7 protein-coding genes, 1 tRNA gene and 2 pseudogenes are annotated in these 13,771 nt (G+C 65.2%); 8 read left to right on the forward strand and 2 right to left on the reverse strand.

From position 1 onward, the window contains the following. Window positions 1-271: 271 nt before the first annotated feature. Both KIH81_RS04095 and tgt read right to left on the reverse strand, forming a co-directional pair. Window positions 272-357: transfer RNA gene (locus KIH81_RS04095), tRNA-Leu, on the reverse strand. Between the two features lie 237 nt (window positions 358-594). Further along, on the reverse strand, window positions 595-1,920 hold the full coding sequence (tgt, locus tag KIH81_RS04100; RefSeq protein ID WP_214304200.1) for a tRNA guanosine(34) transglycosylase Tgt: 1,326 nt from the start codon (window positions 1,918-1,920) through the stop codon (window positions 595-597). A gap of 423 nt (window positions 1,921-2,343) precedes the next feature. Here tgt and KIH81_RS04105 point away from each other — a divergent pair, with 423 nt between their 5' ends. The 8 genes and pseudogenes from KIH81_RS04105 (at window position 2,344) to KIH81_RS04135 (ending at window position 13,739) form a co-directional block, all read left to right on the forward strand. Beyond that, window positions 2,344-4,296, forward strand: coding sequence for a S1C family serine protease (locus KIH81_RS04105; protein ID WP_214304201.1), 1,953 nt, complete (start codon window positions 2,344-2,346; stop codon window positions 4,294-4,296). 463 nt (window positions 4,297-4,759) lie between these two features. Beyond that, window positions 4,760-5,347: pseudogene (locus KIH81_RS12340) on the forward strand (hypothetical protein); the annotation flags it as partial. A 210-nt stretch (window positions 5,348-5,557) separates the two neighbouring features. Then, window positions 5,558-7,213 (forward strand): annotated as a pseudogene (locus KIH81_RS04110) (heavy metal translocating P-type ATPase); the annotation flags it as partial. An 86-nt stretch (window positions 7,214-7,299) separates the two neighbouring features. After that, window positions 7,300-7,914, forward strand: a complete 615-nt coding sequence (locus KIH81_RS04115) for a TetR/AcrR family transcriptional regulator (protein ID WP_214304203.1) — start codon at window positions 7,300-7,302, stop codon at window positions 7,912-7,914. A gap of 300 nt (window positions 7,915-8,214) precedes the next feature. Continuing rightward, the gene (locus tag KIH81_RS04120; RefSeq protein ID WP_109055984.1) at window positions 8,215-9,609 is read left to right on the forward strand and encodes an ABC transporter substrate-binding protein; all 1,395 of its coding nucleotides are present in this window, start codon (window positions 8,215-8,217) and stop codon (window positions 9,607-9,609) included. Between the two features lie 157 nt (window positions 9,610-9,766). After that, window positions 9,767-10,741: a carbohydrate ABC transporter permease gene (locus KIH81_RS04125; RefSeq protein ID WP_214304204.1), complete on the forward strand. Its 975-nt coding sequence runs from the start codon at window positions 9,767-9,769 to the stop codon at window positions 10,739-10,741. Between the two features lie 6 nt (window positions 10,742-10,747). Then, entirely contained in the window at window positions 10,748-11,578 is an 831-nt protein-coding gene (locus KIH81_RS04130) for a carbohydrate ABC transporter permease (RefSeq protein WP_214304205.1), read from the forward strand. Between the two features lie 100 nt (window positions 11,579-11,678). After that, window positions 11,679-13,739 (forward strand): right-handed parallel beta-helix repeat-containing protein, encoded by a 2,061-nt coding sequence (locus KIH81_RS04135; RefSeq protein ID WP_214304206.1) that lies wholly within the window; start codon window positions 11,679-11,681, stop codon window positions 13,737-13,739. The last annotated feature ends 32 nt before the right edge of the window (window positions 13,740-13,771 follow it).

Below are 13,771 nucleotides of genomic sequence, written 5' to 3' on the forward strand. Positions count from 1 at the left end.
CCCGCGCCCTATGCGATGCGATCATCGGCGTCAGCGAGACCCATAAAATCGACGAACACCGCCCCCGTCACGCGAAGACCCGACCATTCTGACCGGTCTAAAACACCACGTTTGGTTCCTATAGCCCGGAACGACTTCCGCGCCCACGTCGAATGGAGCCAAACCAACTAGAAACCGGAATCTAAAACACCACGTTTAGTTCCTATAGCCCCGACTTATCTGTTTGATAAAGCAAAAGGGCTGGAACCTTTCGGTTCCAGCCCTTTCTTGCTGGTGCGAGTGGGGGGAGTTGAACCCCCACGAGCATACACTCACTGCCACCTGAAGACAGCGCGTCTACCATTCCGCCACACTCGCAGACAATCGACTAACTTACACCCTCATCGCGGATTGTACAATCCTCGGCGTGTCGCGCCGGAATCCCAGTATTTCCAAGGCATCGCTAACACATGTCCGGAATGCTGCAGTCTGACCGTCTTGTGCGATGCGGTCATATTGCGGAGAACATACGAAGACTCCCCTCAGCCGGCCGCATGCAGGATGAGGGGAGTCATCAGTCGAATCCGATGCCGCCATACGCGGCCGCTTACAGGATCACAGCCCCGGCTTGCGCTCGCCGTTGCCGTAGAAGCGGGTCAGCGTTTCGTCGCGGAACTCGTCGAAGTAGCCGCCGTCGATGGAGGCGCGGATGTCGTTCAGCAGCTTCACGAAGAAGTGCTCGTTGTGGATGGTGGCCAGCGTGAACCCGTTGAACTCGCGGGCGCGCAGCAGATGATCCACATACGCGCGCGAATAGTGCTGGCAGGTGTAGCAGTCGCAGCCCTCCTCGAGCGGCCCGAAATCGAACTTGTGCTGCGCGCGCTTGATGTTGTACCGGCCGGCGCGTGTGTAGATGGCGCCGTTGCGGGCGCAGCGGGCGGGGGCCACGCAGTCGAACGTGTCGCCGCCGTTCTCCACGCATGCGAAGATGTCGTCCACGGAGGCGATGCCGAGCACGTGGCGCGGGCGGCTCTCCGGCATCGCGTCGCAGATCCACGCGCATGTGTTGCCGATGATGCGCTTCTCGATGGCGCCGCCGATGCCCACGCCGTCGAAGTCCAGCGAGGCGATCTGTTCGGCCGCGTGACGGCGCAGGTCCTCGTAGTTCGCGCCCTGCACCACGCCGTACAGCGCCTGGTACGGCTTGCCCAGTCGTTCGGCGGTCAGCCGCTCGTGCTCGGCCACGCAGCGCTTGGCCCAGCGGAAGGTGCGCTCCACCGAATCCTCCTGGTAGGAGCGCGTGTTCATCAGCGTGGTGAGCTCGTCGAACGCGAACATGATGTCCGCGCCGAGCTTGTGCTGGATGCCCATCGAGATCTCGGCGGAGAAGCGGTGCTCGTCGCCGTTCAGTGGCGACTTGAACGTCACGCCGTCCTCGTCCACCCAGGCCATGCGTTCCTTGCCCTTGGCGATGATGTCGTCCGACTTCATGCCGGTCACGTCCATCGCCAGCGTCTTCTTGAAGCCCACGCCCAGCGACATCACCTGGAAGCCGCCCGAATCGGTGAAGGTCGGACCGTCCCAGTTCATGAAGCGCGCGAGACCGCCGGCGGCGTCCAGTACGTCCTCGCCGGGGCGCTCGAACAGGTGGAAGGCGTTGGCGAGCAGGCACTGCGCGCCCAGATCCTTCATCTGCTCGGGCAGCACGGCCTTCATGGCGGCCTGCGTGCCCACCGGCACGAATGCGGGGGTCTTGATATCGCCGTGGGGCGTGTGGATGATGCCGGTGCGGCCGTACCGGGCGCCGTCGCGGCCCAGTCCCTCGGCCGAGGAGGGCAGACGGGTGATGGTCTCGAAATGGAAGGCGCTGCGATCGCCGGGCTTGCCGGCTTCCGCGCCGCGCGGATGGTCAAGAAGGCCTGTCGCTGTAGGTTCGCTCATACGTTTCACTTTAGGCAGAAGGGCCAGAAAATGTGAAGATGTTCGGGCTTTCCGAGTTACGAAGGGCGGTTGAGTGGTGTTCGGAACATCCATCCGCGTTGCGAGGGGATTCGCTTCTCCTCAACCAACCCGAAATCCGCCGTTTCAAGCCCTTATAAGGCTTTTTGGCAAGGGTGGGGCAGCCCTTCGTGGCGCAGGTGGATCTCCGGAAAATCCCGAATCGGCCCCTCATAAGCGGGATGCTCATCAGACTCTGCGATGATTACTCATAGACTCCCAACCAACGTTCAGAAAACCTCCAGATTGACTGCCTTTACTACAGAGGTAGCGAACGAGAGGCGCGCAGCCCAACGGATTCCGGCAGTGAACGATCCGCAGCCGCGCGCCGATGAACGTGATTGGAATGTAGACAAAGGAGCAGCAATGGCTGACGAATTCAACCCGCAGGGCGTCGACCAGACCCCGCAGAGCAGCAATACCAATGAGGCCGCGCAGGCCCCGGCCGGGGAGCAGGCAGCCCCCGCCGCCAACGAGGCGTCTGCCCAGCCGCAGACCGAACAGACCGCCGTCACCGAGCCGATTCCGGACTACGCCTCCGCCAAGGGCGAGAACACCGTGGTTTCCAGCGCCCCGTCAACGCCGACCACCGCGCTGCCGCACGATTCCGCCGCTCAGGCATCCCAGACCGCTCCCACGGCCCCGCTCTACCGTCCGGCCCCGGAATACGGCGCCTACGGCCCGGTGCCCACCCAGAACCAGCCGGCCGGCACCCCGAACGCCAACAACTACCCGTTCGGCGCCCCCGCCGCGCAGAACCAGGCCCCCCAGGGCCAGTCGGGCAACCGCAACCCGTACTTCACCAACAACCCGCAGCCCACCGGCAACGGCAACCCGTTCGCACCGGCCGGCTCCAACCCCGCCAACGGTCCGCAGAACGGCCAGAACCCCGCCAACAACGGCAACCCGTTCACGAACCCGGCCCAGGGCGGCATGTTCGTGGGCAACGGCACACCCGGCACCCCGAACGGCAACGGCCCGTTGCCGGGTCAGCCCGGTCAGCCCGGTGTCGGCAAGCCCGTCTCCAAGACGTTCGGCTACGTGCTCACCGCCGTCATCGCGGCCGTGGTCGCCGCGGCCCTGTGCCTCGGCCTCGGCTTCGCGGCCATCACCAACGGCTGGGTCTCCGTGCCCAGCACCAGCTCGCTGTCCAGCATCACCTCGAATAAGTCCGGCTCCGGCACGGCCACCGCCAAGAGCGGCGAGGCCGTCGACTGGACCTCCGTGGCCTCCGACGTGTCCAACTCCGTGGTCTCCATCCAGACCACGCTCTCCAACGGCACGGCCAAGGGCTCCGGCGCCATCCTCGACACCGAGGGCCACATCGTGACCAACAACCACGTGATCTCCGGTGCACAGCAGATCCAGGTGACGCTCGCCAACGGCAACATCTACAGCGCCACCCTCGTCGGCACCGACACCACCACCGATCTGGCCGTCATCAAGCTCGACAACCCGCCGAGCGACCTCAAGGCCGTTGAGTTCGCTGATTCCGACAAGCTTGCGGTGGGTGAGAACGTGATGGCCATCGGCAACCCGCTCGGCTACGACGACACCGCCACCACCGGCATCGTCTCCGCCCTCAACCGCCCGGTGACCGTGACCGACGACAACAACAACGAGATCGTGACCAACGCCGTGCAGATCGACGCCGCCATCAACCCCGGCAACTCCGGCGGCCCGACCTTCAACGCGGCCGGCCAGGTGATCGGCATCAACTCGTCCATCGCCTCCACCGCCACCTCCTCCGACTCCGCCGGCTCCATCGGCATCGGCTTCGCCATCCCGTCCAACCTGGTCAAGCGCGTGGCCAACGAGATCATCAAGGACGGCAAGGTCAAGCACGTCGCCCTCGGCGTGACCATCTCCTCCGCCACCGTCGAGGCGGACGGCGTGACCCGCGGCGGCGCCAAGATCACCACCCCGTCCACCGGCGGTTCCGCGGTCGTCTCCGGCGGTCCGGCCGACAAGGCCGGTCTCAAGGCCGACGACACGATCGTGGCCTTCAACGGCAACGCCGTGAACAACAACTACTCCCTGCTCGGCTACGTCCGCGCCGCCGCCCTCGGCGATAAGGTGACCCTCACCATCGTGCGCAACGGCAAGACCATGGACGTGGACGTCACGCTGGATCAGGAGGAATCGTCCGTGAACGGTTCGTCCAGCTCCAACTCGAACGGCAACAGCCAGAACAATAACAACAACCAGAACAACCAGAACGGCAACGGCAACAACGGCTACGGCAACGGCTCCGACGGCAACAGCGACGGCGGCACCGGTGACGGCGGCGGCTTCTCCGACCCGTTCGGCCTCTGGTAAACCCAGACGTCGCATGACGCTGGGCGGCCAACGCTGAGCGCCATGCCGGACAACCAAAGGACCGTGGAGGGCCTGACCCCCACGGTCCTTTTGCGTCTGCGCGTCGAAAGTCCGGCGTCTCGGGCACCATGGCAGGTGCAACGAACTTGCGATAACTGAATACTTGAGGCTTTGTCCAACCGAGATCGACATGAATCCGATTGAACTACCCCTCAGTCGGCTTTGCCGACAGCTCCCCTGACAAGGGGAGCCGAGAATAGGGGCGGTTTTGACAGAGCCATTCTTTACGCCGTGTATCGGAAGGTCGCGCGGGAGCAGCTTGGGCTTGACAATGGTCCGCTGCCCGGCACAGACGCCGGTGGGTTAACAAGGCGTGACCACAGTGCCGATTCCGGCCGGGCCACGCATACGCATACCCCGCACCGCCCGGAAACGGCCCCGTATACGAGTGTAAGGAGCAATGATGAGTGGTCTCATCCGATTCTTCCGACGATTGTTCGCCGCGGCCGTGCGCGTCTGCCGTCTGGTGCCCATGCTGCCCGTGGTGGTACTCGCCTCGATTCCGCTGGCCTTACTGGGCGACTGGCGGCCGTGGGATGCCGTCGTCGCTGGCCAGCCCGGTTCGTCCGGCGCGTCTGTGACCTCCCCGATTGCGATTCCCATCCTCGGCGACCCCGGCGTGGGCCAGTGGCTGGTCATCGTACTGGTGCTGGTCATCGTGGCCGATACCGTGCGCGGCATGATCGACGACCTGCGCCACGGCCAGGTGGGCGTCGACCTGCTGGCCGTGATGGCGATGCTGTCCACCGTGGCCGTCCACGAATACTGGGCCAGCTGGGCCGTGACGCTGATGATCACATCCGGCGAGGCCATCGAGGAATACGCGCAGAACAAGGCCGAACACAGCCTGACCGCCCTGGTCAAGGCAGCCCCGCAGACCGCGCACGTGGTCACGCTGCCCGGCGTGGGCCGCGACGCCACCGGTAACGCTAACAATGCCCGCAAGGGCGGTGCCGTTCCCGCTCCCGTTGACGGTTTCCGTCGCACCTCCACGGGTAATCTCGGCTCCCCTCTCCGAGGGGAGCTGTCGGCAAAGCCGACTGAGGGGAGCCTGCCCGGCGCAACCGCAACGGCTACCGCTGCGTCATCCCCCGCCTGCGTCATCACCGGCCGTGACCCCGAAGCCTGCGACCCGGCCATCGACAAGGCGAAAACCGCCATGCGATCCGCCGCGGCATCGTCCGCCGCACAGCGCTTCACCACGGTCCCGGTGAGCGAGGTGCAGCCGGGCGACGTGCTGATGGTTCTGCCGGGCGAGACCGTGCCGGTGGACGGCGAGCTGCTCTCTGGCACGGCCACGCTGGACCTGAGCGCCATCAACGGCGAACCGGTGCCGCGCGAGGTGTTCGCCGGTGCCCGCGTGATGTCCGGCGCGGTGAACGGCTCCACCACCCTGACCATGCGTGCCACGCAGGCCGCCGCCGACTCGCAGTACCAGCGCATTCTCCAGCTCGTGACCGCCGCGCAGGAATCGCGTCCGGCCGTGGTCAAAACCGCCGACCGGCTGGCCGTGCCGTTCACCATCCTTGCGCTGGTCATCGCCGGCGTGGCTTGGGCCGTCTCCGGCATCCCGACGCGATTCGCGCAGGTGCTGGTGCTGGCCACGCCCTGTCCGCTGCTCATCGCTGCACCCGTGGCCTACGTGGCCGGCACCGGCCGATTGGCCAAGAACGGCGTGCTCATCAAAACGCAGGACGTGCTGGAGAACCTCGGCCGGGTCACGCAGGTGTTCTTCGACAAGACCGGCACGCTCACCGTCAAGCAGCCGCAGGTGGTGCGCGTGGAGATGCTGCCGGGTGTTGAGACCCGGCTCAATGAGGACCATGTACTCATGATGGCTGGCGTGGTCGAGGGCTATTCGGTGCATATCCTGTCCAAAGGCATCGCCAAGGCCGGTGCCGAGGCGATGGGCCGGTTGCGTGCGCGATTCGCGGCCGGGCAGCGCGCATGCCCGGAGCCGGAGGCCAGCTGGCCCGGTCATGGCCGCGACTATCCGGTGGTCCGCCATGTTGAGGAGGAGGCCGGCAAGGGCGTATCCGGCGAGGTCAACGGACATATGGTGCGTGTGGGCAGGCTGTCATTCGCGGCGGCTCGCGATGATGGGTTCCTGACGGCGGAGCGCGTCATGAATGACGCCCGCACGCGGTTCGGGATGCTGGAACCGGATGAGATGGCGTCCTACGTGTCCGTGGACGGTCGTCTGATCGCCCGCATCGTGCTGCGCGACGTGCCGCGCGCCAACGCCAAGGCGGCGCTCGCCGCGTTGCACGGGCTTGGCGTCTCCAAGCTCACGATGCTCACCGGGGACAAGCGCGCCTCGGCTGAGATCATCGCCCGCGAGGTCGGCATCGACGAGGTGCACGCCGAGCTGTTCCCGGAAGACAAGGTGGCCGCCGTCAAGGCCGCGACCGCAGGGGCACCGGGTGCCGGAACGCGGATCCGCGGCGATCGGGCGGACGCAGCGCGCGACGGTGCCGCCGCGGGGAGCCATCGCCATCGCAGGGCCGCCCGTCCGGTCACGATGATGGTGGGCGACGGTGTGAACGACGCCCCGGTGCTCGCCGTGGCGGACCTCGGCGTGGCCATCACGGACGGCACCTCCACCGCCGCATCCGAAAGCGCGCAGGTGGTCATCATGAACGACGACATCGCCGCCGTGCCGCGCGCCATCGCCATCGCCCGCCGCACCAAGCGCGTGATGCTCCAGGCCGTGATCGCGGGACTGGCGCTCGCCGTGATCGGCATGGTGGCCGCCGCCTTCAACCTCATTCCGGTGGTGGTCGGCGCCTTCCTGCAGGAGGCCATCGACGTGGTGAGCATCCTCTGGGCCCTCACCGCCGTTCTCGACCGCGACTGAAGGAGTCACGATAGGTGTGTCATGAACTGAACTTGACTATAGTTCAGTACAGGACCCATGCGACACCGCCAATGAAGGAGCACGTCATGCCTCGCAAGCAGACCGGCAACAAATACCAGCGCATCCCCACGCAGGAGCGACTGCTGCAAATCATCGACGCCGCCACGCTGCTCATCGGCGAATACGGCTTCCACGGCTTCACCCTGCGCGACGTGGCCAACGAATGCGGCATCACCGAAGGCGGCGTGCTCTACCACTTCAAATCCAAGGACGAATTGCTCATCGCGGTGCTCAAACACCGCGATGAAGCCGATCGCATGATGCTGTGCGAGAGCCTCGGGCTGGAGAAGCTGGAGGGCGACCCGTTCCCCGTGGGTCTCAAGGATCTCACCATGGCCACCTGCCGCATGAACATGGAACGTCCGGAGATCGTGCGCCTGTACATGGTGCTGCAGGGGGAGTCCCTGAGCGAGGACCATCCGGCGTGGAAGTACTTCCAGGACCGCGAGCAGTGGGTGCTCAACGAATACCGACAGGCCGCTAAACGGGACAAGGTTGACAACCCCACGGCCGTGGCCATCGAGGCCCTTGCTGCCATGGACGGCCTGCAGTTCCGTTGGCTCAGGAGCGGAAGAACCCTTGATTTGGTTGGGCTTTGGAAGCGGTACATCGACCGGGTGATCCCTGATTCGGCGGCCTGAAAAGCAACTGAGTAAAGACTCAGTTAAATATACGAAAGCACACGGGTGCTGTGGCGATTCCTAGTGAATTCGCCACAGCACCCGTGTTTCGTTTGTGTGGTCATGCCATGATATGGGCAGCATAATCGCTCTGAGGAATAAGCAAAAACCGTTGAAAAATCAGCATTTTGTGCAAAATCATCCTTATGTTTGCCTTAACATTCACGCCGGCGCTCCTCAACTTGACTGAGACACGCCGAAATCTATTTGAACTGAGTACTCACTCAGGATATAGTTAAGCCATCGGTTGAACGAACAGCCGTGGAAACCAACACCATCCACACCAATCAAGCCAAGTCGTTGTTGACGCAGCCAAAGTTCGAGGAGGAACAGATGAAAGGCACATTGAAGACGAAGGCGATCAGGCTCATGGCCGCAGTGGCGGCCGGCGCCACCCTGCTGTCGGTCGCGGCATGCGGCGCGCAGCCGGGCGGCGGCTCCGCCAAGGCCACCGGCGCGAACGCCACCGTATGGAGCCTCACGGACAGCACGTGGGCCTCCGTCCAGCAGACCTTCGAGGACTGGAACAAGGCCAATCCGGACGCGCAGATCAAGAACGAGTCCTTCGCCAACGACTCCTACAAGGAGAAGATCCGCACCGCCATCGGCTCCGGCAACGCGCCCACCCTCGTCCTGAGCTGGGGCGGCTCCCCGGTCACCGACTATTGGACCAACAAGAACATCATCGACCTCACTTCCGATCTGGACTCCGTGGTCAAGGAGAAGGTGCTCGACTCCGTGGCCGCCGAAGGCTACCGCGACGACAAGCTCGTGGCCGTGCCCGTGGGCCAGGTCCAGCCCGCCATCCTGTGGACCAACAAGGCCGTGCTCAAGGAGGCCGGCATCTCCGACGCCCCGCAGACCTGGGACGAACTGCTCGACGACGTGGCCAAGCTCAAGGACGCCGGCAAGACCCCGATCGCCCTGGCCGGCGGCAGCAAGTGGCCCTACCTGATGTGGGCCGCCTACCTCATCGACCGCATCGGCGGCCCGGACGTGATGCAGAACATCCTCGACGGCAAGAAGGACGCCTGGTCCGACCCGGCCGTCATCGAGGCCATGACCAAGATCCAGGACCTCGTGGACGCCGGCGCGTTCGGCGACAGCTACCAGTCCATGTCCGCCGACGACAAGAAGGACACCGCCCTGCTCGCCAACGGCCAGGCCGGCTTCGACCTCATGGGCTCCTGGGTGTATGCCGACTTCGGCACCATCAACGCGGACTTCGCCAAGAACGACCTCGGCTACGCGGCCTTCCCGGCCGTCGAAGGCGGCAAGGGCGACCCGTCCATGCTCACCGGCAACCTCGCCAACTACTGGTCCGTGGCCGCCTCCGCGGGCAAGGAATCCCAGCAGACCGCCATCAAGTACCTCAAGGAGAACACCTACTCCGACGGCATCGTGGACGGCCTGCTCTCCAGCGGCGGCGTGCCCCCGGTCAAGGGCATCGAGGACAAGGTCAAGTCCGCCGATGACGGCACCGGCTTCCTCACCTACGTCTACGACTCCGTGAAGAACGCCTCCAACTACCAGCTCTCCCTCGACGTGGCCCTGCCCGCCGACCAGGGCCAGGCGCTGCTCAACAACCTCGAGCAGGTCTTCCTCAAGCAGATCACCCCGCAGCAGTTCGCGGATGCGATGAACAAGACCCTGTAAATCCGACTGCCGCCGGCGGCCGGGGCGCGGAACGGGGACGATCGATGCGCATCGATTCCCGTCTCCGCTTCCGCCCACGTTCCGGGCCCCGCCCGCCGGCACCTATGGCTTCCTCCCCGCACCGCAGCGGGGGAGCCCAGTGACAAGAGAGGACATCATGTCATTCGTTTCCAAGGCCGTCGCACAGCCCAAGCCCGCCCGCGCGGCCGTTTCATCCAACAAATCCGCCAAAACCGCGGCCAAATCCACCAAGTCCGGCAAGCTCCACAAGGGCCCGTCCCTGTGGTACACGGCCCCGGCCCTCATCTTCTTCGGCATCTTCGCCCTCATCCCACTGGTCGGCGTGCTCGTGCTGTCCTTCATGAACTGGGACGGCCTGGGCGCCATCACCTTCAACGGCCTGGGCAACTGGGCGCGCATGTTCTCCGACCCGCTGGTCATGAACGCCTTCAAACTCACCATCATCCTGACCATCGTGAGCTGGGCCGTCCAGACCCCGATCTGCATCCTGCTCGGCACCTTCATGGCCGGCACGCAGAAGTACCGCGCGTTCCTCGCCGTCTTCTACTTCCTGCCGCTGCTGTTCAGCTCCACCGCCGTGGCCATCACCTGGAAGAACCTTCTGGACCCGAACTTCGGCGTGGGCAAGGCGTTCGGCATCGGCTGGCTGGCCCACAACTGGCTTGGCGACCCGAAGACCGCCCTGTGGACCGTGATCTTCGTGGTCTCCTGGTGCTTCATCCCGCTGCACTCGCTGCTCTACCAGGGCGCCGTCCGCCAGATCCCGCAGACCATGTACGAGGCCGCCACCATCGACGGCGCCGGCCCGATCCGCCAGTTCTTCTCCATCACCCTGCCGCAGCTCAAGTACACCTTCGCCACCGATTCCACGCTGATGATCGTCGGCTCGCTGACCTACTTCGATCTGGTGTACGTGATGACCGGCGGCGGCCCCGGCAACGCCACCCGCATCCTGCCGCTCGACATGTACCTCAAGGGCTTCAAGAGCTACGACATGGGCGGCGCATCCGTGGTGGGCGTGATCATTCTCGCCCTCGGCATCGCGGTGTCGCTGATCCTCAACAAGCTGTCCGGTTCGGACAAGATGGAAAGCCAGATGGAAGGCGCCTGATCAATCATGATTCGCATCAAGAACAAGCAATACAACATCGTCGGCGGATTCCTCGGCTGGTTCTGGTTCGCCCTCATCGTCATCCCGATCTACTACATCGTGGTCACGTCCCTGCGCGACCAGAGCGAGATCTACTCCCAAAACCCGCTCTCCCTACCCGAGCACTTCACGTTCGCCGCGTACGGCCGCGTGTTCGCCAACGATTTCCTGCTGTACATCGGCAACACGCTGTTCGTCACCATCGTGACCGTGGCGCTGATCCTGCTGGTCACCGTGATGGCCGCGTACGCCATCACCCGCCGCGCCGACGCCGGCGCCCGCGCCATCTACAAGGTGATCATCACGGGCCTGGCCATCCCGATGCAGGCCACCATCATCCCGGTGTATTACCTGATCATCCAGATGGGCCTGTACGACACGCTCTGGGCCATCATCCTGCCCTCGGTGGGCTTCGCCATCCCGATCACCGTCATGATCCTGTGCAACTTCCTGCGCGACATCCCGCAGTCGCTGTTCGAGGCGATGGAGGTGGACGGCGCCACCGAATGGAAGATCATGTGGCGGCTCGCCATCCCGATGATCAAGCCGGCCATCATCACCGTCTCCATCTACGACGCGCTGCAGGTCTGGAACGGGTTCCTCTTCCCCCTGATCCTGACCCAAAGCTCCTCGAACCGTGTGATCACCCTGAGCCTGTGGGCGTTCCAGGGCCAGTTCACCGTGGATATCCCCGGCATCCTCGCCGCCGTGGTGGTCTCGGTGATTCCGATCCTGACCGCCTACATCATCGGCCGCAAGCAGATGGTCGCCGGCCTGACCGCCGGATTCAGCAAGTAGATCGCAAACCCCGGGCGCGTAGGCCCCGACCCCGTTCATGGGGAGGGTCCGGGCCAACGCGCCCTTTTCCAAGCTTTTTCAATCCGAAAGGAATGCTGACATGACTCAGCGCACACTTCATGTTTCGGCCTCGGCGGTCGGCGCCGCGGTACAGGACGGCGGTGAGGCCACGCCGTTCGCCACGATATCGGCCGCAGCGGCCGTGGCCCGCCCCGGCGACACCGTGTTGGTGCACGAGGGCGTCTACCGCGAGCAGGTGAGCCCGGCCCTGGGAGGACTCAACGAATTCACACGCATCACCTACGCCGTGGCCCCCGGCGAGCACGCGACTATCAAGGGCTCCGAGGTCGTCTCGGGCTGGGAGCCGGTGGACGGCAAGCCGGGTGTGTGGCATGTGAGCGTGCCGAACACGGTGTTCGGTGGGTTCAACCCGTTCGCCAAGCCGCTCCGCGGTGACTGGCTGGAGCGTCCGAGCGACTGGACGATGAGCCTGGGCGAGGTGTACCTGGACGGCCGCTCGATGTACGAGGCGCCCAGCGTGGAGGCGGTCGCCGCCGCCGAGCCGCGTACGTTCGGCTACGGGCCGGATTGGGTGTCCGTGACCGAACCCATCGACGACCCGTCCAAGACCGTCTGGCAGTGGCATGCCGAGGTGGGCGACGACGTCACGGAGATCTGGGCCAACTTCCATGACGTCGACCCGAACGGGCACCTGACCGAAATCAACGTGCGCGAGACGTGCTTCTACCCGGAGCTTCCGGGCCGCGACTACATCACCGTGCGCGGCTTCGAGCTGGCGCAGGCCGCCTGCGGTTGGGCCCCGCCCACCGGCGACCAGAAGGGGCTCATCGGCACGCACTGGTCGAAGGGCTGGACCATCGAGGACAACGACATCCACGACGCCCGCTGCTCCGGCGTGAGCCTGGGCAAGGACGGCGTGACCGGCGACAACGAGGCGTCCCGCTTCGGCCGCAAGCCCGGCTACCAGATTCAGCAGGAGGTGGTGTTCCGCGCCATCCGCCAGGGCTGGTCACGCGAGACGGTCGGCGGGCACATCGTGCGCCGCAACCACATCCACGACTGCGGCCAGAACGGCATCATGGGCCACATGGGCTGCGCGTTCAGCCTCATCGAGGACAACCACATCCACCACATCGCCACCAAGCGCGAGTTCTTCGGCCATGAGATCGCGGGCATCAAGTTCCACGCCGCCATCGACACGGTCATCCGGCACAACCACATCCACGACTGCACGCTGGGAACCTGGCTGGACTGGGAGCTGCAGGGCACCCGCGTGACCCGCAACATCTACCACGACAACTGGCGCGACTTCATGATCGAGGTCACCTCCGGCCCCTGCCTGTTCGACAACAACGTATTCGGCTCGTTCTACGCCATGGACAACGTGGCGCAGGGCAGCGCGTTCGTGCACAACCTGTTCTGCGGCACCGTGCAGCCGCGCAAGGTGCTCAACCGCTCCACTCCCTACCACCTGCCGCATTCCACCGCCGTGGCCGGATACGCCTGCGTGTACGGCGGCGACGACCGCTTCTACCAGAACGTGTTCGTGGGCGGCCCGGAGTTCAGTGCGGTCACGCATCGCGGCACCGCGTACGCGGACGGCTCGCCGGTCTCCGAGGCCGAATACATGGATCGCGTGCACGTCAACGACCCGGGTGACGTGGAGATGTTCGAGCAGGTGCCGCAGCCGATGTACATCGACGGCAACGCCTACCTGCGCGGCGGCGACGGTCAGGTGGCCCCCTCATTCGACCGCGAGGAGCACAAGTACGTGGCCGAGGCCGGTGCCGGCGCGACCGGTGCGGATGCGGGTGTCCCGTCCGCCGAGCCGGTCGGGCCCGGTGGCGTCGCGGAGGCCAATCGTCTGGCCGCCAAGGCACAGGCCCGCGTGGTCGCCGAAGCGGACGGCTCGGTCTGGCTGGACGTGGACGTGGACCCGGCCATGCTCGGCCTGCCGACCGTGACGGTGGGCACCGAGCTGCTGGGCACTCCGCGTATCGTCACCGAACCCTACGAGAACCCGGACGGCACCGCGCTCGCCGTCGATATGGACCTCACCGGCGCCCCGCGCGGCGAACATCCAACGCCCGGCCCCGTCGAAAGCCTCGTTCCCGGCCGCAACCGCATCCGTCTGGCCTGAAACGGTCCGGCAATACCATTGACGAGCTCTCG

The sequence above is a fragment of the Bifidobacterium miconisargentati genome, from assembly GCF_019331675.1.
Lineage (GTDB): Bacteria > Actinomycetota > Actinomycetes > Actinomycetales > Bifidobacteriaceae > Bifidobacterium > Bifidobacterium miconisargentati.